The organism is Enterobacter sp. MG-EB028 (assembly GCF_056673305.1).
Genome location: NZ_CP195079.1, coordinates 3,582,192 through 3,608,282, shown reverse-complemented (window position 1 = coordinate 3,608,282; position 26,091 = coordinate 3,582,192). Strand labels below are relative to the sequence as shown.

Sequence of the window (26,091 nt, the reverse complement as noted above, 5' to 3'; positions counted from 1 at the left end):
GAGTATATGGAAGGTTGGCAGCGCGCCTTCGTTCTGCATAGTCGTCCCTGGAGCGAAACCAGCCTGATGCTGGACGTCTTCACGGAAGAGTCCGGTCGCGTGCGCCTTGTTGCGAAAGGCGCACGTTCCAAACGTTCTAACCTGAAGGGTGCTCTACAGCCCTTCACGCCGCTGCTGGTCCGCTTTGGTGGGCGAGGGGAAGTCAAAACCCTGCGCAGTGCCGAAGCCGTCTCCCTGGCGCTTCCTCTTTCTGGTATCACTCTGTACAGCGGTCTGTACGTCAACGAACTTATCTCACGGGTTCTTGAACATGAGACTCGCTTCTCTGAACTTTTCTTTGATTATCTGCACTGTATCCAGGCCCTGGCTGGTGCGACCGGCACGCCCGAGCCCGCCCTGCGTCGTTTTGAACTGGCGCTGCTGGGGCACCTGGGTTACGGGGTTGATTTTCTGCACTGCGCGGGAAGCGGAGACGAGGTTGAAGACGCGATGACCTACCGCTATCGGGAAGAAAAAGGATTTATCGCCAGCGTCGTGATAGACAACAGTACCTTTACCGGGCGCCAGCTGCGGGCGCTATATGAGCGTGAGTTTCCCGATCGGGATACCCTGCGCGCAGCAAAACGCTTTACCCGGATTGCCCTCAAGCCGTATCTTGGCGGCAAGCCCTTAAAGAGCCGCGAATTATTCAGGCAGTTTATGCCGAAACGTTAGACCACAGAATCGAAAAGAAAACCGAGGATTGTCATGGCTGAATTACTGTTAGGCGTCAACATCGACCACATCGCCACGCTGCGTAATGCGCGCGGCACGGCGTATCCCGATCCGGTTCAGGCGGCGTTTATCGCTGAACAGGCTGGCGCCGACGGTATTACCGTGCACCTGCGTGAAGACCGCCGCCACATTACCGACCGCGACGTGCGCATTCTTCGCCAGACGCTGGACACCCGCATGAATCTGGAGATGGCGGTCACCGAAGAGATGCTGGCGATTGCCTGCGAGACCAAACCGCACTTCTGCTGTCTGGTGCCGGAAAAACGCCAGGAAGTGACCACCGAAGGCGGGCTGGACGTGGCGGGGCAGCAGGACAAAATGCGTGATGCCTGTAAACGCCTGGCGGATGCCGGTATCCTGGTTTCTCTGTTTATCGACGCCGATTTCGCCCAGATTAAAGCGGCGGCCGACGTGGGCGCGCCGTATATCGAAATCCACACCGGCTGCTATGCCGATGCCAAAAACGATGCCGAGCAGGCCAAAGAGCTGGAGCGTATCGCCAAAGCGGCCACCTACGCCGCAAGCCTGGGACTGAAGGTTAACGCCGGTCACGGCCTGACCTACCATAACGTGAAGGCCATTGCCGCCCTGCCTGAAATGCACGAGCTGAACATCGGCCACGCCATTATTGGCCGCGCGGTGATGAGCGGCCTGAAAGAGGCGGTTTCTGAGATGAAACGCCTGATGCTGGAAGCGCGTCAGTAATGGCCATTCTGGGCTTAGGCACTGATATCGTCGAAATAGCCCGCATAGAAGCGGTGATCGCCCGGAGCGGCGATCGCCTCGCAAGACGCGTGCTGAGCGATAACGAATGGGCCATCTGGGAAGCGCACCAGCAGCCGGTGCGTTTTCTGGCAAAGCGCTTTGCGGTAAAAGAGGCTGCGGCCAAAGCCTTCGGGACCGGCATTCGTAACGGCCTGGCGTTTAACCAGTTCGAAGTGTTTAACGATGAGCTGGGCAAACCGCGCCTGCGGTTATGGGGAGAAGCGCAAAAGCTGGCGGAAAAGCTGGGGGTGAATCACATGCACGTGACGATCGCGGATGAACGCCACTATGCCAGCGCGACGGTGATTATCGAAAGCTAAATTTTGTCCGCGTGATGCAGCAGGACAAATTTATCCCACAGCTGTTCTTCGCTCTCGACGTGTGCCGGATCTTTCAGGATAGTGTTGGGGATCGGGCACACCTTCTGGCAGGTCGGCGTTTCATAGTGGCCGATGCATTCCGTGCAGCGGTCGCTGTTAATCTCGTAAATGCTGTCGCCCATCGAAATCGCCTGGTTCGGGCATTCGGGTTCGCACATATCGCAATTGATGCATTTTTTGGTAATTAACAGCGCCATCAGGAAATTCTCAGAAACAACACAAACTGGGCGGGCATTATACGCGTCAAACCAGTTTCTTTACCAGTTCTTCGCTGTGACGAATACGCTCGGGCGCGCGCTCCAGATCCTGCTGTACCAGCGCCATAAACAGCAGGTCCGTCAGCATCATTTGCGCGCTGGTGGACGAGATAGCCGCGCTGCGCGTGGCCTGCTCTTCGGCAATAGTATATAAACAGCGCGTTGCCCGCTGCTGCAGCGAATTTGGGGTGAATCCGGTAATGGCCAGAATTTTGCCACCAACGCGCAGGGCTTCGTCGGTGGCCATATTGATCTCGCGGCGCTCGCCGGAATAGGAGATGGCCAGCAGCAGATCGTCAGGATCCATTGCCTGTACGGTCGCCAGCAGGGCATGCATATCCTGCTCGACAATAGCGTTAAAACCGATTTTAGTCAGCTTCCAGCCAAAATTACGCGCTACCAGACCGGACGCGCCAATACCTGTCAAAATAATACGCCGCGCCGCGCGCAGCATCGCCACGCTTTCCAGTAACTTCTCTTCGGTATTCACATCCAGCGTGGCGTGCATCGCCGCCACGTTCTCTTTGATCAGCTTTTCCCCGACCAGACGCATGGGATCATCGCCGCGGATCTGGTTATGCACCGGCATGGACTGCGGGTTTGGGTTACTCACCAGCGCTTCGCTGATCGCAAGCTTAAGGGCAGGGAAGCCTTTAAAGCCAATCTTCTGGGCAAACTTCACCACGCTTGACTGACTCACCCCGGCTTCGCTTGCCAGCTGCTGCGAGCTGAGATGACGGGCGCGGTCAGGTTGGGAAAGCAGAAAGTCCGCCAGCTTTTTGTCGCTTTGAGCAAAGCCGGCGTAGCGCTGGCGAATGCGAATTAAACAGTTCATAGGTACTCCCGGCGGAAATGTGATTGTCTGCGCAAATACGAATTTGCTCGCCTGAATGAATTTTATATTCCATTATAGTGAGATTATTATGAATTAAAAATTCTTGAGGTACAAAAATGAATCTTGGCTCACTTGTTTCTGAAACGCGTAACCCGCAAACCATGGATCTGGATGCGCTCTCCACCCTGGAGCTGGTTAACCGCTTTAATCAACAGGATACGCTGGTCGCACAGGCAGTGAAAGAGACATTGCCCGAGGTAGCGAAAGCGGTCGATGCGGCGGCGGCGGCCCTTAAGGCCGGCGGTCGCATTATCTATATGGGCGCCGGCACCAGCGGGCGTCTTGGTGTGCTGGATGCCTCGGAATGTCCGCCCACCTTTGGCGTTCCGCACGGCCTGGTCGTTGGCCTGATTGCGGGGGGGCCCGGCGCGCTGCTGAAAGCCGTTGAAGGTGCGGAAGATAACAAACAGCTGGGCGAGGATGACCTGAAGGATCTGAACCTGACGGCGAACGATCTGGTGGTCGGCCTGGCGGCATCCGGGCGCACGCCGTACGTCATTGGTGGCCTGGAATACGCCAACCGGACCGGCTGCACGACGGTCGCCATCTCCTGCAACCCCGGCTCCCCGATTGCGCAGGTGGCCGCTATCGCTATCTCTCCGGTCGTTGGGCCGGAAGCGCTCACCGGCTCCACGCGCCTGAAATCCGGGACCGCGCAAAAGCTGGTGCTCAATATGATCTCCACCGGCGCGATGGTGAAATTTGGCAAGGTCTACCAAAACCTGATGGTGGATATGCAGGCCACCAACGTCAAGCTGGTGGACAGAGCCTGCCGCATGGTGATGGAGGCGACAGGCGCAGGCCGTGAAGAGGCAGAAGCGGTACTCAAACAGACCGATCACGATGTTAAACCCGCCATTCTGATGATCTTAAGCGGGCTGGATGCGGCGGCCGCGCGAGCCAGGCTTGATGCGCATAACGGCTTCTTACGGGCGGCATTAGAAAACTAGCAGAGGCGTGTATGGACAAAACAGCAGCGCTCGCCAGCGATATCCTGCAGGGGATCGGCGGAGAAAAAAATATTCAGCGTCTGGAAAACTGCATGACGCGCGTGCGCGTCGAGGTGCATAACGACGACCAGCTTGACGTGCCGGGTCTGAAGAAGCTATCCGGCGTCAGCGGCTATGTGAAACAGGGGCAGCAGCACCAGCTGATCGTCGGGCCGGGCAAGGCGGCGCAGGTCGTCGATGCCATGCGTGCGCTGATGGGCGGCGAAGCGAGCGTGACGGTTGACGATGCTGAACGCACCAAAGCGCAGGCGAAGGCGAAATATAAAGCCCCCATGAGCGACGCGCTGCGACAGCTGGCAAACGTCTTTATCCCGCTGATCCCCGCGTTTATTGCCTCTGGCCTGATCACCGGGATCATCAACATCCTCAAGCGGCCGGATATCGTCGGGGACTTTGCAACGCAGTATCCGAACCTGCTGGGTATTCTCGCAATCTTTGGCAGCGCGGTGTTTGCCATCATGAACATTCTGGTCGGGGTCAATACCGCCAAAGTGTTTGGCGGATCGCTGGCCATGGGTGGCGTAATGGCGGGGATCTTGTCCAGCCCGCAGTTGGCGCAAATCACGCTGTTTGGCGAGGCGCTCCAGCCTGGTCGCGGCGGGGTAATTGCCGTGCTGCTGGTGGTTATTCTGATGTGCTGGATCGAGAAAAAGCTACGTACGGTTCTGCCCGGCTCGATTGAGCTTATCCTCAACCCGCTGCTGACCACCTTAATTACCGGTAGCGTCGCGATTGTGGTCCTTCAGCCGCTAGGCGGGTGGATCTCTGATGCCATCGCCCACGGCGCGTCTCTGGCTATTGACCGCGGCGGCCTGTTAGTGGGCGCGGTGTTGTCAGGCACCTTCCTGCCGCTGGTGCTGACCGGCCTGCACCAGGGGCTGGTACCTATTCACGTCGAGCTGGTGCAGGCGCACGGTTACAACGCGCTGCTGCCTATTCTCTCGATGGCGGGCGTCGGGCAGGTGGGGGCAGCGATTGCCGTCCTGATGAAAACCCGCAACGCGCGCCTGAAAAAAGTGATTAAAGGGGCGTTGCCGGTCGGGCTGCTTGGTATCGGCGAGCCGTTGATATTCGGCGTCACGCTGCCGCTTGGTAAACCGTTCCTCGCCGCCTGTCTGGGCGGCGCGGTGGGCGGGGCGCTCATCAGCTACTGGAAAGTCGCCACCGTTATCACCTTTGGTCTTTCCGGTTTACCGCTGGCGTTAACCATCGTGACCGGAAAAGTGATGCTCTATCTGTTAGGCTATTTAGTAGCGGTGATCGCCGGGTTCCTGTTTACCTGGCTGTTAGGATTCAACGACCCAGAGGAGTAAGGTTTGGCCAATCACGAGCGTCGCGTTGTCTTTTTCGACCTGGATGGAACGCTGCATCAGCAGGATATGTTTGGTACGTTTATGCGCTACCTGCTGCGGCGTCAGCCTCTGAACGCGCTGCTCGTCTTACCGCTCTTACCTGTGATTGGCATTGCGCTGCTGGTAAAAGGCCGGGCGGCGCGCTGGCCGATGAGCCTGCTGCTCTGGGGATGCACCTTCGGTCACAGTGAAGCGCGGCTCAAACAGCTCGAACAGGATTTCGCTGACTGGTTTCGCGGCCACGTTGCCGCGTTTCCCGTGGTGCAGGCGCGCCTCACCAGCTATCTTGATGCCAACGACGCCGACATCTGGTTGATTACCGGCTCGCCGCAGACGCTGGTGGAGCGGGTCTACTTTGATACACCCTGGCTTCCGCGCGTAAATCTTATCGCCACGCAAATTTCCCGCGGCTACGGTGGCTGGGTACTGACGATGCGCTGCCTGGGGCATGAAAAAGTGGTCCAGCTGGAAAAACGTATCGGCACGCCGCTGCGGCTGTACAGCGGCTACAGCGACAGCAAACAGGACAACCCGCTGCTCTACTTTTGCCAGCACCGCTGGCGCGTGACTCCCCTCGGCGAACTTCAGCAACTCGAATAGTCTTATCTATAAGGGCTGTGTATAATGCCGCCCGCTTTTCGACTGGAGTATCAACCCTTGTCCAACCCTGAATACAATCATGAATACTGGATGCGTCACGCGCTGACGTTGGCTCAACGTGCCTGGGACGAGGGCGAAGTGCCCGTGGGCGCGGTGTTGGTTCATAACAACCAGGTGATTGGCGAAGGGTGGAATCGTCCTATTGGCCGCCACGATCCTACCGCGCACGCCGAAATCATGGCGCTTCGTCAGGGCGGGCTGGTGCTGCAAAACTATCGCCTGCTTGATACCTCCCTGTACGTCACCCTGGAACCGTGCGTGATGTGTTCCGGTGCGATGGTCCACAGCCGGATCGGGACGCTGGTGTTTGGTGCGCGGGATGAAAAAACCGGTGCGGCCGGTTCGCTGATGGACGTGCTGGGGCACCCGGGGATGAACCACCAGGTGCAGACTATCGGTGGGGTACTTGCACCAGAGTGTTCGGGGCTATTAAGCGATTTCTTTCGAATGCGCCGTCAGCAGAAAAAGCAACAAAAGGCAGAATTGAAGCTGTCGGATGATTAAGCTCGCCCGGCGCCACAACCGGATAACTTTCCGCCAGCTGTTTTGCCTCTGTTGCCTCTTTCTCTTTCTCCAGCAGATAGCCGACCAGGCTAATCTGATACTTACGAATATTTTCCACGTAGGCGTAGGCTTCATGTCCGCGCGCGTAGCCATACGTCAGCTTGTTATACCATGGCTTCTGGCTCAGCAGCGGCAGGCGCTGTTTGACGTCTGACCAGCTGTCCGGGTTCCCCTTCGTTTTCGCCGTCAGAGCCCGCGCGTCAAGCATGTGCGCATAGCCCATGTTGTAGGCCGCCAGTGCGAACCAGATCCGCTCTTCTTCCGGGACCGTTTCCGGCACTTTAGCCATCATATCCTGCAGGTAGCGCGCCCCGCCGCTGATGCTCTGTTCCGCATCGGTACGATCATTCACGCCCAGGCTCAGCGCGGTATTTTTGGTTAACATCATTAACCCACGCACACCCGTGGGGGAAGTCGCCTGGGTGTCCCAGTGGGACTCCTGGTACGAGATCGCCGCCAGCAGTTTCCAGTCAATTTCCTGGGCGTATTTTTCAAATAACGGCTGAAGGTCCGGCAGGACGCTGTCTACCGCGCGCAGGAAGCTGCGGGTATCAACGTAATCGAAGTCATCCCCGTGGCCGAGGTACTTCTCCTCAAGGCGCGCCAGCGTGCCGTCTTCATTAATGGTGTTATAGAAATCCAGCATGGCCGCAGAGAGGGTCTGATCGTCATCCAGATGGGTAAACCAGGTAACGGGCTGTTCGTCCGTCACGTCCAGCGCCACGGCGATTTCTGGATGCACCCGCTGGAAAAGGCTGATCGCCACCGAATCGGCAATGGTGTAGGGCAGTTTCTGATCTTTGACCTGCTCCAGCAGCGCCGTCGTGCCGAGTTTGGGATCGACCGTCCAGCTCAGATCGGGGTATTTCTTCTCCTTAAGCTCGCGCAGATCGTCAATCACCACATGGCCGGGCGCAATCGCCAGCTGTTGTGCGTTGATCGAGGCAAGCGTACGCGGGCGCAAGCTCCCGACGCGATAGACCAGCTGCTGGGAAACGGAGTAGTAGGTCGGGCCTGGCTGGTAGTTCTTGCTGCGCTCGCTGTTATAGACCAGACCGGCGGCAAGGATATCGGCATCGTCGTTATCGAGGTCGTCAAACAGCTGGTTGATGTTCTGACGAACGGTAATTTTAAGCTTCACGCCCAGATAATCGGCGAACTGCTGCGCCAGCTCATAATCCAGACCAATAATTTTGCCGTTAATGTCGCTGTAAATCAGCGGAGAGTTGAGGGTACTGACGCGCAGTTCCCCCCGCTCCTGAATGGCGGCGATACGGTTTTCGGCTTTGCCGAACCAGGGGATGGAAGGCCAGAGGGCCACTGCCAGCAGCAACGTTACAATGCCGATGAGCAGATAATTAATCTTTAATTTTTTCAATTAGTTAATTCTCTGCGACGCCGGATGCCTCAGTCTGCTGTAGCCATGTTAACAATAAGGTTTGCCATTGAATGAGCGGCATTTTGCGTAAACTTGCGCCACTTGGCAACCAATTAGAGAGACAGGTCACATCTATTGCTAAACATCTTCGCAAATTTTATTTCGACGCAAACGGTTTCGTCGACGCTCAGGATTCTCTATAATGACGCCCGTTTTCCCCCCTTGCGCACACTGTAAGCGCCCCGGCGCTTCGAAGACGAGAGACTTATGATGGAAATTCTGCGTGGTTCGCCTGCACTGTCTGCCTTCCGTATTACCAAACTGCTGGCACGTTTTCAGGCGGCCGACCTTCCGGTAAGCAATATTTACGCTGAGTATGTCCATTTTGCTGACCTGAATGCCCCCCTCAATGCAGAGGAGCGCGTACAGCTGGAACGCCTGCTCAAGTATGGTCCAAATCTGAGCAGCCATACGCCAACCGGCAAACTGATCCTTGCGACGCCGCGTCCGGGTACCATCTCCCCCTGGTCTTCCAAAGCTACCGACATCGCCCACAACTGCGGCCTGAGCCAGATTAACCGTCTGGAGCGCGGCGTGGCGTACTATGTTGAAGCTTCTACCCTGAGCGACGCGCAGTGGCAGGCGGTTGCGGCTGAACTGCACGATCGCATGATGGAGAGCGTGTTTGCCTCTCTCGATGACGCGCAGAAGCTTTTCTCCCACCATCAGCCTGCGCCGGTACAGAGCGTGGATCTGCTGGGGCAGGGCCGTCAGGCGCTGATTGACGCCAACCTGCGTCTCGGCCTGGCGCTGGCAGAAGACGAAATCGACTACCTGCAGGATGCGTTCATTAAGCTCAACCGTAACCCGAACGATATCGAACTCTATATGTTCGCGCAGGCTAACTCTGAGCACTGCCGCCACAAAATTTTCAACGCCGACTGGATTATTGACGGCGAACAGCAGCCGAAGTCGCTGTTCAAAATGATCAAAAACACCATGGAGCAAACCCCTGACCACGTGCTGTCTGCCTACAAAGACAACGCCGCTGTGATGGAAGGTTCCGAGGTGGGCCGCTTCTTCGCCGATCGCGAAGCAGGGCGCTATGACTTCCACCAGGAGCCTGCGCATATCCTGATGAAAGTGGAAACCCACAACCACCCGACCGCAATCTCTCCGTGGCCGGGGGCGGCGACCGGCTCCGGCGGTGAAATCCGTGACGAAGGGGCGACCGGTCGTGGTGCAAAACCCAAAGCGGGTCTGGTCGGTTTCTCCGTATCCAACCTGCGTATCCCGGGCTTTGAACAGCCGTGGGAAGAAGATTTCGGCAAGCCAGAGCGCATTGTCACCGCGCTGGATATCATGACCGAAGGCCCGCTGGGCGGCGCGGCGTTCAACAACGAATTTGGCCGTCCGGCGCTGAACGGTTACTTCCGTACCTATGAAGAGAAAGTGGACAGCCACAACGGCGAAGAGCTGCGCGGCTACCACAAACCGATCATGCTGGCGGGCGGGATCGGTAACATTCGTGCCGATCACGTGCAGAAAGGCGAGATCGTCGTCGGCGCGAAGCTGATCGTGCTGGGCGGCCCGGCCATGAACATCGGTCTGGGCGGCGGCGCGGCCTCCTCTATGGCCTCCGGCCAGTCTGACGCGGATCTCGATTTCGCGTCCGTGCAGCGCGACAACCCTGAAATGGAGCGTCGCTGCCAGGAAGTGATCGACCGCTGCTGGCAACTGGGCGAAGCCAACCCGATTCTGTTCATCCATGACGTGGGCGCGGGCGGTTTGTCCAACGCCATGCCTGAGCTGGTGAGCGACGGCGGCCGCGGCGGACGCTTTAACCTGCGCGATATCCTGAGCGATGAGCCGGGCATGAGCCCGCTGGAAATCTGGTGTAACGAATCCCAGGAGCGCTACGTGCTGGCGGTTGCTGCGGATCAGCTGCCGCTGTTTGACGAGCTGTGCCGCCGAGAGCGCGCGCCATATGCCGTCATCGGTGAAGCGACCGAAGAGCAGCACCTTTCCTTAAGCGACACCCACTTTGACAACCAGCCGATCGATCTGCCGCTCGACGTGCTGCTCGGTAAAACGCCGAAGATGACCCGCGACGTAACAACCCGCAAAGCGGCGGGCAAAGCGCTGGATCGTCAGGGCATCACCGTGGCAGAAGCGGTCAACCGCGTGCTGCACCTGCCTGCTGTGGCGGAGAAAACCTTCCTGGTGACCATCGGTGACCGTACCGTGACCGGTATGGTCTCCCGCGACCAGATGGTCGGCCGGTGGCAGATCCCGGTCGCTAACTGCGCCGTGACCACTGCGAGCCTCGACAGCTACTACGGAGAAGCGATGGCCCTGGGCGAACGCACCCCGGTGGCGCTGCTGGACTTCGCCGCCTCTGCCCGTCTGGCGGTGGGTGAAGCGCTGACCAACATTGCCGCGACGCAGATTGGCGACATCAAACGTATCAAGCTTTCCGCGAACTGGATGGCCGCTGCCGGCCACCCTGGCGAAGACGCGGGCCTGTATGAAGCCGTGAAAGCGGTGGGTGAGGAGCTGTGTCCAGCCCTCGGCCTGACCATTCCGGTGGGTAAAGACTCCATGTCGATGAAAACCCGCTGGCAGGAAGGTAACGAGCAGCGCGAGATGACCTCTCCGCTGTCGCTGGTGATCACCGCGTTTGCCCGCGTGGAAGACGTGCGCCACACCGTTACGCCGCAACTGGCCACCGAAGACAACGCCCTGCTGCTGATTGACCTGGGCAAAGGCCACAATGCGCTGGGCGCCACCGCGCTGGCGCAGGTTTACCGTCAGCTCGGCGACAAGCCAGCCGACGTGCGCGACGTGGCGCAGCTGAAAGGCTTCTACGACGCGATTCAGGCGCTGGTGGCGCAGCGTAAGCTGCTGGCCTACCACGACCGTTCCGACGGCGGCCTGCTGGTGACGCTGGCAGAGATGGCCTTCACCGGCCACTGCGGCGTGGAAGCGAACATTGCCACGCTTGGCGAAGACCGCCTGGCGGCGCTATTTAACGAAGAGCTGGGCGCGGTGATTCAGGTTCGTGCGGCAGACCGCGATGCGGTTGAAGCGCTGCTGGCGCAGTATGGCCTGGCTGACTGCGTGCACTATCTGGGTAAAGCCGTTCAGGGTGACCGCTTCGTCATTGAAGCTGACGGTCACGCCGTTTTCAGCGAAAGCCGCACCACGCTGCGCATGTGGTGGGCGGAAACCACCTGGCAGATGCAGCGCCTGCGTGATAACCCGGAATGTGCCGATCAGGAGCACAATGCGAAGGCTAATGACAACGATCCTGGCCTGAACGTGAAGCTCACCTTCGACATCAATGAAGATATTGCCGCGCCGTACATTGCGACCGGCGCGCGCCCGAAAGTGGCCGTTCTGCGCGAGCAGGGCGTTAACTCCCACGTTGAGATGGCGGCAGCCTTCCACCGCGCGGGCTTTGACGCTATCGACGTCCACATGAGCGACCTGCTGGCCGGACGTACCGGTCTGGAAGAATTCCATGCGCTGGTGGCGTGCGGCGGTTTCTCCTACGGGGACGTGCTGGGCGCGGGTGAAGGCTGGGCGAAGTCTATTCTGTTCAACAGCCGCGTGCGCGATGAGTTCGAAACCTTCTTCCACCGTCCGCAAACGCTGGCGCTGGGCGTGTGCAACGGCTGCCAGATGATGTCTAACCTTCGCGAACTGATCCCAGGCAGTGAAGCCTGGCCGCGCTTTGTGCGTAACCAGTCAGACCGCTTTGAGGCGCGCTTCAGCCTGGTAGAAGTGACTCAGAGCCCGTCTCTGCTGTTGCAGGGGATGGTCGGGTCGCAGATGCCAATCGCCGTTTCCCACGGTGAAGGTCAGGTGGAAGTGCGCGATGCGGCGCATCTGGCTCAGCTGGAGAGCAAAGGCCTGGTGGCGCTGCGCTTTGTCGATAACTTCGGCAAGGTCACGGAAACCTATCCGGCTAACCCGAACGGCTCGGTCAACGGTATTACGGCGGTGACCAGCGAAAGCGGCCGCGCGACTATCATGATGCCGCACCCGGAGCGCGTGTTCCGTACCGTGAGCAACTCCTGGCATCCGGAAAACTGGGGCGAGGACAGCCCGTGGATGCGCATCTTCCGCAACGCGCGTAAACAGCTGGGTTAAATTTTAGCCCAACCCCCTTCCAGGCCCGGTAAGCGTAAGCTCAACCGGGCTTTTTTATTTGTGTCGCAATTAAGCGACAGACCCGCAATATGACTGTCTCCAAAAGGAGACATATAACTCATTGATTTATATATGGCAGTAAAGGTTCCCATTAAGGTGTTGCTTAATAGCGACACTTAGCCTGGAAATCATTCAACACACAATTAACCGATTAAGCGAGTAAAAATTATATATTTCAATGTGTTAATATTTTGTTTTGCATTCTGGCATGGGTGTTGCATAATATTAACCAGTGGCTCATTCACCCTCTTATGTCAGCCCCTTCGGGACGTGCTACATAAACTTCGAATGACGCACAAAAAGGTGCCTGCCGTCCAACTACTGATCATAGCGATGCTTTATCAGGCCAGGGCGAAACGTCGAGTTAGGCACCGCCTTATTCCATGACAAAGCCGGGTTTTTACCCGGCTTTGTTGTATCTGAAGGGCAGACTCAGTTACGCTCTCCGTAAACCCCCATGAAGAGAGTAATGCGTTGAAACGCTGGCCCGTTTTTCCCCGCTCCCTGCGACAGCTCGTGATGATGGCCTTTCTGCTGATCCTGCTGCCATTGCTGATCCTCGCCTGGCAGGCGTGGCAGAGCCTGAACGCGCTGAGTGCCCAGGCGGCACTGACGAACCGCACCACGCTTATCGACGCCAGACGCAGTGAAGCGATGACCAACGCCGCGCTGGAGATGGAGCGTAGCTATCGCCAGTACTGCGTGCTCGACGATCGGACACTGGAGAAGGTGTACCAGAGCCAGCGCAAGCGCTACAGCGAAATGCTGGACGCCCACGCGGGCGTGCTGCCGGACGACAGGCTCTATCAGGCACTACGTCAGGATCTGAACGATCTCGCGCAGCTGCAGTGCCATAACAGCGGCCCGGATGCGGCTGCCGCCGCGCGCCTTGAAGCCTTTGCTGCCGCCAATACCGAAATGGTGCAATCCACGCGGACGGTAATTTTCTCTCGCGGCCAGCAGCTACAGCAGGAGATTGCCGAGCGCGGCCAGTTCTTCGGATGGCAGGCGCTGGTGCTGTTCCTGGTGAGCCTCGGGCTGGTGCTGCTCTTTACCCGCATGATCATCGGCCCGGTGAAGGGTATTCAGCGTATGATCAACCGCCTGGGGGAGGGGAAATCGCTCGGGGATACGGTTGCCTTTAAAGGTCCTCGGGAGCTGCGATCCGTCGGCCAGCGCATTATCTGGCTATCCGAGCGCCTGGCGTGGCTGGAATCCCAGCGCCACCAGTTCCTGCGCCATATCTCTCATGAGTTGAAAACCCCGCTGGCCAGCATGCGTGAAGGAACGGAGCTGCTGGCGGACGAGGTGGCAGGACCGCTTACGCCGGAGCAGAAAGAGATTGTCGAGATTCTGGACGCCAGCAGCCGCAATCTGCAAAAGCTCATTGAGCAGCTTCTGGATTACAACCGCAAGCTGGCTGACGGGGCGGTCGTGCTGGAAGAAGTGGAGATTGAGCCGCTGGTGGATATGGTGATCTCCGCCCATAGCTTGCCGGCAAGAGCTAAAATGATGCATACCGGGGTAGAGCTGAATGCGCCGACCTGTCTCGCTGAACCCATGCTATTAATGAGCGTTCTGGATAATCTTTACTCCAATGCGGTGCACTATGGTACTGAATCCGGTAACATTTATATCCGAAGTTATACGAAGGGTTCCCGGGTGTTTATTGACGTCGCAAACACCGGCACCCCGATCCCCGATGACGAAAAAACCATGATCTTCGAACCCTTTTTCCAGGGGAGTCATCAGCGGAAAGGTGCGGTAAAAGGAAGCGGTCTGGGCTTAAGCATCGCCCGGGACTGCATACGACGCATGCAGGGTGAGCTAAACATTGCCACGGACGAACGTTCAGATGTTTGCTTCCGTATTGAACTGCCCCTGAGCCGGAAAAATTAATAAAATGAATCTATATCTGGTGAGTATGTCACACGTCTTTTTCCGCGCCATACGCGCGGTGTTTTCCAGCAAAGCGGGTCGCCTGAGTCTGCCCTGTTTAGTTCTGGCTGGGTGCGTTTCCCATGCGCCGCACAGTGCGATAAGCGGTAAACAAGAAGATAAATGGCCCGATAACCAGCTGGCGGATTTCCTCTCTACCCGCTGTGACGATATCTGGAATCTGTCAGGGCATGACGTCGAAAATAATCCGCTGTTCTGGCTGCGCGGAATAGATTGCGCTCAGCGGCTTGCGCCGGTAGACGCCCGCTCGAAGGCGGCGATGCTGGATGAGGACACCTGGCAGGACGCTTTCAAGCGTGGGATTTTACTGGCCGATGCGAAAATTACCCCCGTTGAACGTCGGGCCAACGTGACCCGGCTGGACACGTTTGTGATCAATCTTCCCGCACAGGTGCGCCCGGTCTACCAGCTCTGGCGGGACGGGCAGACGTTACAGCTGCAGCTGTCTGAAGAGCGCTCCCGCTACAGCAAGCTGCAACAGTCAACCGACAGCGAGCTTGATACGCTGCGCCAACAGCAGCAACATTTACGTAGCCAGCTGGATACCACGACGCGCAAGCTGGAAAACCTGACCGATATCGAAAGGCAGCTCTCGTCGCGTAAATATCAGCCAGGTAGTTCATCTGCTGCACCGGACAGCGATATGCCGAAACAAGAGGATGTGAAGCATGACGAGCCGTAAACCAGCCCATCTCTTACTGGTGGATGACGATCCCGGCCTGTTAAAGCTGCTGGGGATGCGTCTGGTGAGTGAAGGCTACACCGTGGTGACCGCGGAAAGCGGGCAGGAGGGGCTGAAGGTCCTCAGCCGCGAGAAGATTGACCTGGTGATCAGCGACCTGCGGATGGACGAAATGGATGGCATGCAGCTGTTCGCCGAAATCCAGAAGCAGCAGCCGGGCATGCCGGTGATTATCCTGACGGCGCACGGGTCAATCCCGGATGCCGTTGCCGCAACCCAGCAGGGCGTATTCAGCTTCCTCACCAAGCCGGTAGATAAAGACGCGCTTTACAAAGCTATAGACAGCGCGCTGGAGCACGCCGCGCCCTCCGGCGACGACGCATGGCGTGAATCTATCGTCACCCGCAGCCCGATAATGCTGCGTCTGCTTGAGCAGGCGCGAATGGTCGCACAGTCAGACGTTAGCGTGCTGATTAATGGTCAAAGTGGAACCGGGAAAGAGATCCTGGCGCAGGCGATCCACAACGCCAGCCCGCGCAGCAAAAACGCCTTCATCGCCATTAACTGCGGTGCCCTGCCAGAGCAGCTTCTTGAATCTGAACTTTTTGGCCATGCCCGCGGCGCATTTACCGGCGCGGTGAGCAGCCGGGAAGGGCTGTTCCAGGCTGCAGAAGGGGGCACGCTGTTCCTGGACGAGATCGGCGACATGCCCGCGCCGCTGCAGGTCAAACTGCTGCGCGTGCTTCAGGAGCGCAAAGTGCGCCCGCTGGGCAGCAATCGCGATATTGATATTAACGTGCGAATCATTTCCGCCACCCACCGCGACTTGCCAAAAGTGATGGCCCGCAACGAGTTCCGAGAAGATCTCTACTACCGCCTGAACGTGGTGAACCTGAAGATACCGGCGCTGGCGGAGCGTGCGGAAGATATTCCGCTGCTGGCGAATCACCTTCTGCGCCAGGCGGCCGATCGCCATAAACCTTTCGTGCGCGCCTTTTCGACGGATGCGATGAAGCGGCTGATGGCCGCAAGCTGGCCGGGTAACGTGCGCCAGCTGGTGAACGTGATTGAGCAGTGCGTGGCGCTGACCTCCTCACCGGTTATCAGCGACGCGCTGGTGGAGCAGGCGCTGGAAGGAGAAAACACGGCCTTGCCGACGTTTGCCGAAGCGCGGAATCAGTTCGAACTGAACTATCTGCGCAAGCTGCTGCAGATAACCAAAGGCAACGTGACCCACGCGGCGCGGATGGCCGGACGCAACCGTACAGAGTTCTATAAGCTGCTCTCACGCCACGAGCTGGAAGCAAACGATTTTAAAGAGTAGTGCCGTATGGTACTGTGAGCAACCGATTACGAAGCAGCTTACAGGCAAGAGTTTAAGGACCCACCATGAAAAAGATTGATGCGATTATTAAACCTTTCAAACTGGATGATGTACGTGAAGCGCTGGCGGAAGTCGGCATCACCGGGATGACCGTGACGGAAGTGAAAGGTTTTGGTCGTCAGAAGGGCCACACCGAGCTTTATCGTGGCGCAGAGTACATGGTCGACTTTCTGCCGAAAGTGAAAATTGAAATCGTGGTCAGCGACGATATCGTCGATACCTGCGTGGATACCATTATCCGCACGGCGCAGACGGGCAAAATTGGCGACGGGAAAATCTTTGTCTTTGACGTGGCGCGCGTGATCCGTATCCGTACCGGTGAAGAAGACGACGCGGCGATTTAAAAAAGATTTGCCATGCCGGGTAAGGCACAGCCGCTACCCGGCGAAAAAAAGCCCCTCGTTCGAGGGGCTTTTTCATTACAGCACCTTATGCGGCCCGAAACATTCGTAATGAATGTGGTCTTTATTTACGCCCAGCTCAACCAGCTGCTTCGCGGCATACTGCATAAACGCCACCGGCCCACAGACGTAGAACTGCATGTCCGGCGCGCTAAACGCCCCTTCCATCTGGCTTAAGTTCATCAGACCTTCGCTGTCAAACCGTGCGGCTGCGCGGTCTGCTTCCGTCGGCAGGCGATACCAGGTATTTGCGGTGAAACGCGGCAGGGACGCCCCCAGCGCATTCACTTCATCCGCAAAGGCGTGCACGTCGCCGTTTTCCGCAGCATGGAACCAGTTGACCTGCGCACCGTGGTTTGCTTTCGCCAGCGTGTCGAGCATTGCCAGCATTGGCGTCTGGCCGACACCCGCAGAGATCAGCGTAACCGGAGTATTCGCCTCAACGGCCATAAAGAAATCGCCCGCCGGCGCGGCCAGATGAACCACGTCGCCCACGTTGGCTTCGTTGTGCAGCCAGTTGGAAACCTGACCGCCGTCCTCGCGCTTCACCGCAATGCGGTAGCCTTTGCCGTTTGGCTTGCGGGTCAGAGAGTACTGGCGGATCTCCTGGTGCGGGAAGCCTTCAGGCTTCAGCCATACGCCCAGATACTGGCCCGGCTGGTAATCGGCCACAGGCTGTCCGTCCACCGGCTCAAATTCAAAGCTGGTGATTAATGCGCTGCGCGGCGTTTTCTCGACGATGCGGAAGGCGCGAGTGCCTTCCCAGCCGCCGTTCTTGCTGGCGTTTTCGCTGTAGATCTGCGCTTCACGGTTGATAAATACGTTTGCCAGTACGCCATAGGCTTTACCCCACGCGTCCAGCACCTCCTGGCCCGGGCTGAACATTTCGTCCAGCGTCGCCAGCAGGTGGCCGCCGACGATGTTGTACTGCTCGGGTTGGATCTGGAAGCTGGTGTGTTTCTGCGCGATTTTTTCCACCGCGGGCAGCAACGCCGCCAGGTTTTCGATATTGCTGGCGTAGGCCGCGATGGCGTTGAAAAGCGCTTCACGCTGATCGCCGTTACGCTGGTTGCTCATATTGAAAATCTCTTTGAGCTCCGGGTTGTGCGTAAACATGCGATCGTAGAAATGGGCGGTAAGTTTAGGGCCGGTTTCCACCAGCAGGGGAATGGTGGCTTTAACGGTAGCGATGGTTTGAGCGTCGAGCATGGCAGCTTCCTTCTGATGTCACTTTAATGATGTATTTTAAATGCATCTTATAAAAAATACCCATGCTTTGTAAATGGTTCTTTGCAAGATGAAAAATATGCATCACAAACCTGAAAAGAAATACGCTGGAAATAGCGAGATCTTTATTCCTCAAACCCTTGCGTGGCGTGAAGGAAAACGTTTGCGTAAAATCGTTTGTCAAGACCTGTTATCACAGAACTATTCAGTTATACTGTTGCCCGTCGTCCAACAGGACTGCCTTTTCAGGCCAAAATTTACTTGTTAGCTGAGTCAGGAGATGCGGATGTTAAAGCGTGAAATGAACATTGCCGATTATGATGCCGAACTGTGGCAGGCTATGGAGCAGGAAAAAGTACGTCAGGAAGAGCACATCGAACTGATCGCCTCCGAAAACTACACCAGCCCGCGCGTGATGCAGGCGCAGGGCTCTCAGCTGACCAACAAATACGCTGAAGGTTATCCGGGCAAGCGCTACTACGGCGGTTGCGAGTACGTTGATATCGTAGAGCAACTGGCTATCGACCGTGCGAAAGCACTCTTTGGCGCTGACTACGCAAACGTCCAGCCGCACTCCGGCTCCCAGGCTAACTTCGCGGTTTACACCGCACTGCTGCAGCCGGGCGATACCGTTTTAGGTATGAACCTGGCGCAGGGCGGCCACCTGACTCACGGCTCCCCGGTTAACTTCTCCGGCAAACTGTACAACATCATCCCTTACGGTATTGATGAGTCCGGTAAAATTGACTACGAAGACATGGCGAAGCAGGCTAAAGAGCACAAGCCGAAGATGATCATCGGCGGCTTCTCCGCTTACTCCGGTATCGTTGACTGGGCAAAAATGCGTGAAATCGCAGACAGCATCGGCGCGTACCTGTTCGTTGACATGGCGCACGTTGCGGGCCTGATTGCCGCAGGCGTTTACCCGAACCCGGTTCCACACGCTCACGTTGTGACTACCACCACCCACAAAACCCTGGCGGGTCCACGCGGTGGCCTGATCCTGGCGAAAGGCGGTGACGAAGAGCTGTACAAAAAACTGAACTCCGCCGTGTTCCCTAGCGCGCAGGGCGGCCCGCTGATGCACGTTATCGCGGCAAAAGCGGTAGCGCTGAAAGAAGCGATGGAGCCAGAGTTCAAGGTTTACCAGCAGCAGGTTGCTAAGAACGCTAAAGCGATGGTGGAAGTGTTCCTGAACCGTGGCTACAAAGTGGTTTCCGGCGGGACTGAAAACCACCTGTTCCTGCTGGATCTGGTTGATAAAAACCTGACCGGTAAAGAAGCTGACGCCGCTCTGGGCCGCGCCAACATCACCGTGAACAAAAACAGCGTGCCAAACGATCCGAAGAGCCCGTTCGTGACCTCCGGTATCCGTATCGGTTCTCCGGCTGTCACTCGCCGCGGCTTTAAAGAAGCGGAAGTGAAAGAGCTGGCTGGCTGGATGTGTGACGTTCTGGACAACATCAATGACGAAGCGGTTATCGAGCGCGTTAAAGGTAAAGTTCTGGATATCTGCGCACGCTTCCCGGTATACGCATAATTCCTCTGCTTTGCAGAAATAAAAAAGGCCGCGCTTGCGGCCTTTTTTTTTGGGCTTAACGCCGATCCAGGGAGATGGCCCCAGGCCCGACTATCGCCAGCAAAATAAAGGCGCCAGCAATACTGACGTTCTTGTAGAAATTAATCATATTCGGCACAACCGCATCACCGGTCATATCCCAGTAGTGGTGACCGATGATCGCCGTGCCCAGCGTATAGAAGACAAAGAGAACCGCAAGAGGGCGGGTGAAAAAGCCCAGCACGATCAGGATGGCGGCAGGCACTTCCATCACCACCGCAATAATGGCCGCCAGCATGGGCATCGGCGTACCCAGCGAGGTCATATACTGTACGGTGCCGCTAAATCCTGTCAGTTTCGGGTAACCAAAGATAATAAACAGTACGACAAGTGCGATACGCCCAATCAACAGCAGCAGATGACGCGACTGACCAAAGTCGAGATAACGTAGTGAGTTCATGGCAGAAATACCTCTGCAAGTGGAGTAATTTAAACGTAATACACATTTTCATTCCCTGCCATAAGCCAGACGACTGCTCAAAATGTTAATTTTTCGTTAATTTATAGCAGGCTATCTACTTGCTTAATTTTTATATTCTCGCCAGACTATGGCCTCCATTTCGGGAGGGATTCATGGTCTTGCATTCCACGCGCTGGCTGGCGCTCAGCTACTTCACCTACTTTTTTAGCTACGGTATTTTTCTGCCTTTCTGGAGCGTCTGGCTCAAGGGAATTGGTTTGACCCCAGAAACCATCGGTATCCTGCTGGGCGCGGGGCTGGTGGCACGTTTCCTCGGTAGCCTGCTGATTGCACCCCGCGTCAGCGATCCCTCCCTACTAATAAAAGCGGTGCGTATTCTGGCGCTGCTGACGCTGGTCTTTGCGGCCTGCTTCTGGGTCAGCCACCAGTTTGCCTGGCTGATGGTGGTGATGGTCGGCTTTAACCTGTTCTTCTCACCGCTGGTACCCCTGACGGATGCCCTGGCGAACACCTGGCAAAAGCAGATCACCATGGACTATGGGCGCGTGCGCCTGTGGGGCTCGATTGCCTTCGTGATCGGCTCGGCGCTGGTGGGGAAACTGGTCAGCCTTTACGACTACCGTGCGATTCTGGCTTTGCTCAGTATCGGGATAGCCTCGATGCTGCTTGGGATGCTGCTGCGCCCGTCGGTGATGCCGCAAGGGGAGAGTCGCCATCAGGAGAGCGCCGGCTGGCCCGCCTGGCGGAGCCTGGTGGCACAGAGCTGGCGTTTTCTGGCGTGCGTCTGTCTGCTTCAGGGGGCGCATGCGGCGTATTATGGCTTCAGCGCTATCTACTGGCAGGGGGCGGGCTACTCTGCCTCTGCGGTCGGTTACCTGTGGTCGCTGGGCGTGGTGGCAGAAGTCATTATTTTCGCCCTGAGCAAGAAGCTGTTCCGCCGCTTTGGCGCGCGCGACCTGCTGCTGCTTTCCGCGGTGTGCGGCGTGGCTCGCTGGGGCATTATGGGCTGGACAACGGAACTGCCGTGGCTGATTGTGGCGCAGATTCTTCACTGCGGCACGTTCACCGTGTGTCATCTGGCGGCGATGCGCTATATCGCTGCGCGTGAGGGCGGGGACGTGATTCGTCTTCAGGCGGTCTATTCTGCGGTGGCGATGGGCGGCAGCATTGCGGTAATGACGGTCTTTGCGGGCTTCCTCTACCAGCATCTTGGACACGGCGTGTTCTGGGTCATGGCGCTGGTGGCGCTCCCGGCGATGTTTGTTCGACCAAAAGTGGCCGCGCGAACGTAACTACGATTCCAGCATGGCGCGAATATGTTCTTGCTGCTGCGCGTTCAGTGATTCAACCGCGTGGATCAGCGGCGGCGAGAACAGCGGCAGGGCCGTAGGATAGGGGGTGATAACCAGCGCGGCTTCGCGCGGCGCGCCCTCTTTCTGAAAAGCCTGCAGCGTCAGATAGCGAATATTGAGCGGCAGCAGCGTCAACTCGCGCAGCTGCTGTTCAATTATCTCCTCGCAGGATTTATCCTCCCCGGTCAGCAGCACCACCTGTTTTTCATGCAGGTCGGTCTCCTGCATCAGCCAGGCGCCAAAAATGACCGCCACGAGCGCCATCTCCTCATCGGAAAAACGCAGGCCAAACTCCGCCTCCAGCTCAAACAGCGCCTCTTTCGTTGTGCGTAACAGCCGGGGATAGAGACGGTGAATTTCCTCGGGCAGGCTATTGTCGATGCCGATCTCAAACAGGGAGCGGTCCAGCGCCTGAGCCAGATGGATATATAGCTGATCGGTCAGTCCCTGCTCGTCGCTGAAGTTCATCCCGGTCTGGGAGCGAAAACGGGCCACCATGCGCACGATGGCTCGGCGCAAACGCTGATCCTGCTGGTGTTTATCGAGCACCGGATCGGGCGTGCGGAGCATCATAAACAGCAGCGCCAGAAACAGCTGCTCGTCCACGTGCGCGCCCTGCGGCACGCGCCGCTTCCAGTGGCGGACAATCTCCTGTGCCGTAAAATATTCTCCCCGCGACTGGGTCCAGCTGCGCTGGGCATGCGAAAACTGCGGCGTGTTTCCTAAGTGATGCTGGATGAGGCAGTATTGTAAATAGAGCTGTAAGAACTGGACGTCCCGGCATTCAAACTGGCGCTGCAGCTTGCGTGAGCAGAAGCCGATCAGCGCCCGCAGGTTTGCATCGTCGTAAAGCGGCCGCGCGATGCCGTGCTGTTTAAGCGCGGTTTTTAAGGCTGGCGTAAACTGGTGCAAGACAAACTGTGGGCAAAGGCGCAGCGCCCTGCGCAGCCAGTGCAGCAGGCACAAACGCTGATTCAGGGCAGTGCCTTCAATTCGGTAGCTGCCATCGTGGTGCGTGACGATATCCAGCCGGTGATAGCGCTGGATTTCATCGCGCGTCTCGGCTATATCTTGCCGTGCCATGACGTCGTCCACGCCGTTGGCAGCGATTATGCTCTGTGCGGTGACGGCAGCATCGGGCAGGTAAAGCATTAAAAGCACCTGGCAGCGGCGCTGCGAACTGGAAAGCACAGATGGAATTTCAAGCGTCGTCATCATCTGTCGGGTATCCAGTGTGAATGTTTGATAAGAATAGCTAAAGGATGGGCGCTGAAAAGCGCGCCGGCAGGCCTTTCACTCAGGATTGCTGGGGAACATCACAGAATTTTTGACGTGAGGAATTGATGCAGACAGTTAAACAAAATGCGATGGCGGTATTTTTGGCGGTTATCACCTTCACCGCCAGCGCACATCCTCACAGTTTTATCAGCCTGAAAACCGAGCTGGTCACCGACGGCACGCAATTGAGCGGCCTGAAAATGCGCTGGACGATGGATGAAATCACCTCGGCGGATCTGCTTTATGATGCGGGCAACGCGAAGCCCGGCGACGAAATCTGGAAAAAGCTGGCGGCGGAAGTGATGGCCAACGTGCTGGGTCAGCACTACTTCACCGAGTTCTGGCATAACGGACAAAAGGTGAAGTTCCTCAATCGCCCGACAGAATACGGCATGTCCCGCGACGGGCATCAGGCGGTGCTGACGTTCGTGCTCCCGCTGGCGCACCCGCAGCCGCTGGCAGGACAAACCTATACGTTTTCCACCTTTGACCCAACGTACTACGTCGACATGAGCTATGCCGAAGAGCGCGACGTTCAGCTTCCGGCATCGTTGCAAAAAACCTGCAAAATTTCGGTTCATACCCCGAAGCCCAGCGAAGAGATGCTGAATTTTGCGGTCTCTCTCGATAAGGAAGATGCGCCGCCGGAGGACATGGAACTGGGTAAACAGTTCGCACAGAAGGTAACGTTACAATGTCAGTGATCTCCTCTCCGGTACGAAAACCGCGCCGCTGGTTACACCTCTGGCCGCTGGCGCTCTTTTTACTGTTTGCCTTCGGCGGTTCGCTCTGGCTGTGGCAGGCCTGGCCGCAGGTGATGATGAAAAGCATCATCTGGCAGCGTGAGGTCAACCAGCAGATGAGCGGGCTGCTGAAGGCGGTGGCGGAGAATCCGACCAGGGCGGGCGGTTCTCTGCTGGCGTTCAGCTTCATCTACGGCGTGCTGCACGCGCTGGGCCCGGGGCATGGAAAAATCGTCATCACCACCTGGCTTGCGACCCATCCGTCGAAGCTGAAATCGAGCATTGGCCTGACGCTGGCCTCTTCGCTGCTTCAGGGGGGCGTGGCGATAGCGCTGGTGGTGGTTGTGCTTTCGCTATTACAGCTTCCCGCGCGCCAGTTGCACATGAGCAGCTTCTGGCTGGAGAAGGGCAGCTATGCGCTGGTGGGCGTGCTGGGGCTGATCCTCTGCTGGCGGGCGCTGAAAAAGCTGCGCGCGCTGCTGCAAAAGCCCAAATTCAAAATCTTTACGCCGCACCACGTTCATGATGAACACTGCGGCTGCGGGCATCAGCATCTGCCGACGCAGGATCAATTACAGAGCGGTGACGACTGGCGCGCGCGGCTGATGATAGTTCTCTCTATGGGGATGCGCCCGTGCTCGGGGGCCATCATGGTGCTGCTGTTCAGTAAAGTGATTGGTGTGTTCGGCTGGGGCATGCTCTCGGCGCTGGCGATGGCGGCGGGAACGTCCCTCACCATTTCATCTTTAGCCCTGCTGGTTCACAGCTTTCGTCAGCTGGCAGTAAAACTCAGCGGCAATAAAACGCCGGTGCTGTGGCGGCAGGTAGGATGGACAACGCTCGCGCTGGCGGGCGGGGTGATTCTGCTGGTGGCGGCGGTGACGATGTGGGTGAGTACGGTGCCGTTTAACACCCTCTCCCCTTTGGGGAGAGGGCTGGGGTGAGCGGATTAACGCTTCAGCGCATCGCTCAGCTCGTCACGCATGTTGGCCAGCATGGCTTTAACAACGCGTGGGTTACCCGCAACGATGTTGCCGGTGGTCATGTAGTTGTGGCCGCCGGTAAAGTCGCACACGATGGCGCCTGCTTCACGTGCGATCAGCTCGCCCGCCGCGAAGTCCCACGGCTTCAGTGACAGTTCGAAGTAACCGTCAACGCGGCCGGTGGCAACGTAGGCCAGATCCAGCGCAGCAGAGCCGGTGCGACGGAAGTCCGCGCATTCGGTGAACAGCTTGCCCAGGATATTCATATAGGTGGTCGCGTGCTGTTTCGCCTTGAACGGGAAGCCGGTCGCCAGAATGGTGCCGTCCAGGTCGCGTGCGTTGCTGCAGCGCAGACGGTAGCCGTTCAGCTGTGCGCCTTGGCCGCGGGTAGCGGTGAACAGTTCGTTACGCATTGGATCATAAACAACGGCGACTTCAGTACGGCCTTTAATGCGTACTGCAATAGACACAGAGAAGTGTGGCAGGCGTTTAACGAAGTTGGTGGTGCCATCCAGTGGATCGATAACCCATTGAACATCCTGATCGGTACCTTCATGTTCACCGCTTTCTTCGGTGATGATGGTGTGCTGCGGGTAAGATTTGCGGATCGTTTCGATAATAATCGCTTCTGCGGCTTTATCGACGTTAGTCACGAAATCATTGCTGCCTTTCTGGCTGGTTTCTACGGAGTCTGGCGTTTCGTAGTGTTTGGCAATTACGTTACCCGCCTTGCGCGCTGCGCGCACGGCGATGGTCAGCATCGGATGCATCGGTCTCTCTCACTGGATGTTAAAGAACAGGAAAATCGGCGCAGAGTATAGCAGCGGGATCGGATTATGTCTCCCGTTTATGATAATATGCCCGAATATTCTTCAGACACTGAATCCAGACATCTAAAAATTATGCTGCAAAACATTCGAATCGTGCTGGTCGAAACATCGCACACCGGCAACATGGGCTCCGTTGCCCGCGCTATGAAAACCATGGGCTTAACGAACCTCTGGCTGGTTAACCCGCTGGTGAAGCCCGACTCTCAGGCTATCGCTCTGGCGGCCGGGGCAAGCGACGTGATCGGCAACGCCCAGATCGTCGATACCCTCGACGAAGCGCTGGCTGGCTGTAGCCTCGTTGTCGGTACCAGCGCGCGCTCCCGCACGCTGCCGTGGCCGATGCTGGACCCGCGCGAATGCGGCCTGAAAAGTGTCTCAGAAGCAGAACAGGCGCCGGTTGCGCTGGTGTTTGGCCGCGAGCGCGTTGGCCTGACCAACGACGAACTGCAGAAGTGCCACTACCACGTTGCGATTGCCGCCAACCCGGAATACAGCTCGCTTAACCTGGCGATGGCGGTGCAGGTTATCGCCTACGAAGTGCGTATGGCGTGGCTGGCGACGCAGGAGAAACCGGTCGAACCGAAAGAAGAGACGGCCTACCCGCTGGTGGACGACCTTGAGCGCTTCTACGGCCACCTGGAGCAGACGCTGCTCGCTACCGGTTTCATCCGTGAAGGCCACCCGGGTCAGGTGATGAACAAGCTGCGCCGTATGTTCACCCGCGCGCGCCCGGAAAGCCAGGAGCTGAACATCCTGCGCGGAATTCTGGCGTCGATTGAGCAGAAAAATAAAGAGTAGTGCCGGTTTTTTTCTCCCTCTCCCCGTGGGAGAGGGCCGGGGTGAAGGCATCAGGCCGAACCCAGGCAATACGGCACGGAAGGTTAAATACCTGACTAAAACAGTCAAGTAAATAGTTGACCATTTTAGTCAGGAATGTCAGACTTGGCCCTGCTATGCAATACC

24 protein-coding genes are annotated in these 26,091 nt (G+C 57.5%); 17 read left to right on the top strand and 7 right to left on the bottom strand.

The window, feature by feature from the left end:
- The first annotated feature begins 6 nt into the window (after nucleotides 1-6).
- Genes recO through acpS form a run of 3 tightly spaced genes read left to right on the top strand, consistent with a single transcriptional unit; the run spans nucleotide 7 to nucleotide 1,859 of the window.
- The gene (gene recO / locus ACR42C_RS17015) at nucleotides 7-714 is read left to right on the top strand and encodes a DNA repair protein RecO (protein ID WP_061097368.1); all 708 of its coding nucleotides are present in this window, start codon (nucleotides 7-9) and stop codon (nucleotides 712-714) included.
- Nucleotides 715-747: 33 nt separating this feature from the next.
- On the top strand, nucleotides 748-1,479 hold the full coding sequence (gene pdxJ / locus ACR42C_RS17010) for a pyridoxine 5'-phosphate synthase (RefSeq protein ID WP_116343315.1): 732 nt from the start codon (nucleotides 748-750) through the stop codon (nucleotides 1,477-1,479).
- Complete coding sequence (gene acpS, locus ACR42C_RS17005; protein WP_028014094.1) at nucleotides 1,479-1,859, top strand: holo-ACP synthase; 381 nt, start codon at nucleotides 1,479-1,481, stop codon at nucleotides 1,857-1,859. The genes pdxJ and acpS overlap by 1 nt, the downstream gene beginning before the upstream one ends.
- Here the strand turns inward: acpS and ACR42C_RS17000 are convergent.
- Nucleotides 1,856-2,116: a YfhL family 4Fe-4S dicluster ferredoxin gene (locus ACR42C_RS17000; protein WP_163330598.1), complete on the bottom strand. Its 261-nt coding sequence runs from the start codon at nucleotides 2,114-2,116 to the stop codon at nucleotides 1,856-1,858. The two genes, acpS and ACR42C_RS17000, sit on opposite strands and share 4 nt — an antisense overlap.
- 46 nt (nucleotides 2,117-2,162) lie before the next feature.
- Entirely contained in the window at nucleotides 2,163-3,011 is an 849-nt protein-coding gene (locus tag ACR42C_RS16995) for a MurR/RpiR family transcriptional regulator (protein WP_163330597.1), read from the bottom strand.
- 116 nt (nucleotides 3,012-3,127) lie between these two features.
- Here ACR42C_RS16995 and murQ point away from each other — a divergent pair, with 116 nt between their 5' ends.
- Genes murQ through tadA form a run of 4 tightly spaced genes read left to right on the top strand, consistent with a single transcriptional unit; the run spans nucleotide 3,128 to nucleotide 6,597 of the window.
- Nucleotides 3,128-4,021, top strand: a complete 894-nt coding sequence (murQ, locus tag ACR42C_RS16990; RefSeq protein WP_116343308.1) for an N-acetylmuramic acid 6-phosphate etherase — start codon at nucleotides 3,128-3,130, stop codon at nucleotides 4,019-4,021.
- An 11-nt stretch (nucleotides 4,022-4,032) separates the two neighbouring features.
- On the top strand, nucleotides 4,033-5,394 hold the full coding sequence (locus ACR42C_RS16985) for a PTS transporter subunit EIIC (protein WP_163330595.1): 1,362 nt from the start codon (nucleotides 4,033-4,035) through the stop codon (nucleotides 5,392-5,394).
- Nucleotides 5,395-5,397: 3 nt separating this feature from the next.
- The gene (yfhb, locus tag ACR42C_RS16980) at nucleotides 5,398-6,033 is read left to right on the top strand and encodes a phosphatidylglycerophosphatase C (protein ID WP_116343304.1); all 636 of its coding nucleotides are present in this window, start codon (nucleotides 5,398-5,400) and stop codon (nucleotides 6,031-6,033) included.
- Nucleotides 6,034-6,057: 24 nt separating this feature from the next.
- Nucleotides 6,058-6,597: a tRNA adenosine(34) deaminase TadA gene (gene tadA, locus ACR42C_RS16975; RefSeq protein ID WP_479984363.1), complete on the top strand. Its 540-nt coding sequence runs from the start codon at nucleotides 6,058-6,060 to the stop codon at nucleotides 6,595-6,597.
- Here tadA and mltF read toward each other — a convergent pair.
- On the bottom strand, nucleotides 6,485-8,035 hold the full coding sequence (gene mltF / locus ACR42C_RS16970) for a membrane-bound lytic murein transglycosylase MltF (RefSeq protein ID WP_116343300.1): 1,551 nt from the start codon (nucleotides 8,033-8,035) through the stop codon (nucleotides 6,485-6,487). The genes tadA and mltF overlap by 113 nt on opposite strands.
- Nucleotides 8,036-8,302: 267 nt before the next feature.
- On the opposite strand from mltF, the gene purL reads away from it, so the two are divergent.
- The 5 genes from purL (at nucleotide 8,303) to glnB (ending at nucleotide 16,619) form a co-directional block, all read left to right on the top strand.
- Entirely contained in the window at nucleotides 8,303-12,190 is a 3,888-nt protein-coding gene (purL, locus tag ACR42C_RS16965) for a phosphoribosylformylglycinamidine synthase (RefSeq protein WP_479984362.1), read from the top strand.
- A gap of 534 nt (nucleotides 12,191-12,724) precedes the next feature.
- Entirely contained in the window at nucleotides 12,725-14,149 is a 1,425-nt protein-coding gene (gene qseE / locus ACR42C_RS16960; RefSeq protein WP_163330593.1) for a two component system sensor histidine kinase QseE/GlrK, read from the top strand.
- 4 nt (nucleotides 14,150-14,153) lie between these two features.
- Nucleotides 14,154-14,891 carry a two-component system QseEF-associated lipoprotein QseG gene (qseG, locus tag ACR42C_RS16955; protein ID WP_479984361.1) on the top strand — a complete coding sequence of 246 codons (738 nt, stop codon included), beginning with the start codon at nucleotides 14,154-14,156 and terminating at the stop codon, nucleotides 14,889-14,891.
- Nucleotides 14,878-16,215, top strand: a complete 1,338-nt coding sequence (glrR, locus tag ACR42C_RS16950) for a two-component system response regulator GlrR (RefSeq protein ID WP_028014084.1) — start codon at nucleotides 14,878-14,880, stop codon at nucleotides 16,213-16,215. The genes qseG and glrR overlap by 14 nt, the downstream gene beginning before the upstream one ends.
- Before the next feature lie 65 nt (nucleotides 16,216-16,280).
- On the top strand, nucleotides 16,281-16,619 hold the full coding sequence (gene glnB, locus ACR42C_RS16945; RefSeq protein ID WP_003860685.1) for a nitrogen regulatory protein P-II: 339 nt from the start codon (nucleotides 16,281-16,283) through the stop codon (nucleotides 16,617-16,619).
- 75 nt (nucleotides 16,620-16,694) lie between these two features.
- Here glnB and hmpA read toward each other — a convergent pair whose 3' ends face one another.
- Entirely contained in the window at nucleotides 16,695-17,885 is a 1,191-nt protein-coding gene (hmpA, locus tag ACR42C_RS16940) for an NO-inducible flavohemoprotein (RefSeq protein ID WP_320719961.1), read from the bottom strand.
- A 304-nt stretch (nucleotides 17,886-18,189) separates the two neighbouring features.
- Between hmpA and glyA the strand changes: the two genes are divergently transcribed.
- On the top strand, nucleotides 18,190-19,443 hold the full coding sequence (glyA, locus tag ACR42C_RS16935) for a serine hydroxymethyltransferase (RefSeq protein ID WP_025757663.1): 1,254 nt from the start codon (nucleotides 18,190-18,192) through the stop codon (nucleotides 19,441-19,443).
- 55 nt (nucleotides 19,444-19,498) lie between these two features.
- On the opposite strand, the gene ACR42C_RS16930 is transcribed toward glyA, so the two are convergent.
- The gene (locus ACR42C_RS16930) at nucleotides 19,499-19,921 is read right to left on the bottom strand and encodes a DoxX family protein (protein WP_023615984.1); all 423 of its coding nucleotides are present in this window, start codon (nucleotides 19,919-19,921) and stop codon (nucleotides 19,499-19,501) included.
- 173 nt (nucleotides 19,922-20,094) lie between these two features.
- On the opposite strand from ACR42C_RS16930, the gene ACR42C_RS16925 reads away from it, so the two are divergent.
- The gene (locus ACR42C_RS16925) at nucleotides 20,095-21,234 is read left to right on the top strand and encodes a 3-phenylpropionate MFS transporter (RefSeq protein WP_163330591.1); all 1,140 of its coding nucleotides are present in this window, start codon (nucleotides 20,095-20,097) and stop codon (nucleotides 21,232-21,234) included.
- On the opposite strand, the gene csiE is transcribed toward ACR42C_RS16925, so the two are convergent.
- Nucleotides 21,235-22,512 (bottom strand): stationary phase inducible protein CsiE, encoded by a 1,278-nt coding sequence (gene csiE / locus ACR42C_RS16920; RefSeq protein ID WP_116343285.1) that lies wholly within the window; start codon nucleotides 22,510-22,512, stop codon nucleotides 21,235-21,237. It abuts the gene before it with no gap.
- Nucleotides 22,513-22,637: 125 nt separating this feature from the next.
- On the opposite strand from csiE, the gene ACR42C_RS16915 reads away from it, so the two are divergent.
- Together ACR42C_RS16915 and ACR42C_RS16910 are read left to right on the top strand one after the other, a co-directional pair.
- Complete coding sequence (locus ACR42C_RS16915) at nucleotides 22,638-23,276, top strand: DUF1007 family protein (RefSeq protein ID WP_479984360.1); 639 nt, start codon at nucleotides 22,638-22,640, stop codon at nucleotides 23,274-23,276.
- Complete coding sequence (locus ACR42C_RS16910) at nucleotides 23,267-24,259, top strand: nickel/cobalt transporter (RefSeq protein WP_479984359.1); 993 nt, start codon at nucleotides 23,267-23,269, stop codon at nucleotides 24,257-24,259. The genes ACR42C_RS16915 and ACR42C_RS16910 overlap by 10 nt, the downstream gene beginning before the upstream one ends.
- 5 nt (nucleotides 24,260-24,264) lie before the next feature.
- On the opposite strand, the gene suhB is transcribed toward ACR42C_RS16910, so the two are convergent.
- Nucleotides 24,265-25,068 (bottom strand): inositol-1-monophosphatase, encoded by an 804-nt coding sequence (gene suhB / locus ACR42C_RS16905; protein WP_028014077.1) that lies wholly within the window; start codon nucleotides 25,066-25,068, stop codon nucleotides 24,265-24,267.
- A gap of 132 nt (nucleotides 25,069-25,200) precedes the next feature.
- Between suhB and trmJ the strand changes: the two genes are divergently transcribed.
- Nucleotides 25,201-25,926 carry a tRNA (cytosine(32)/uridine(32)-2'-O)-methyltransferase TrmJ gene (trmJ, locus tag ACR42C_RS16900; RefSeq protein WP_333017409.1) on the top strand — a complete coding sequence of 242 codons (726 nt, stop codon included), beginning with the start codon at nucleotides 25,201-25,203 and terminating at the stop codon, nucleotides 25,924-25,926.
- Nucleotides 25,927-26,091 lie beyond the last annotated feature (165 nt).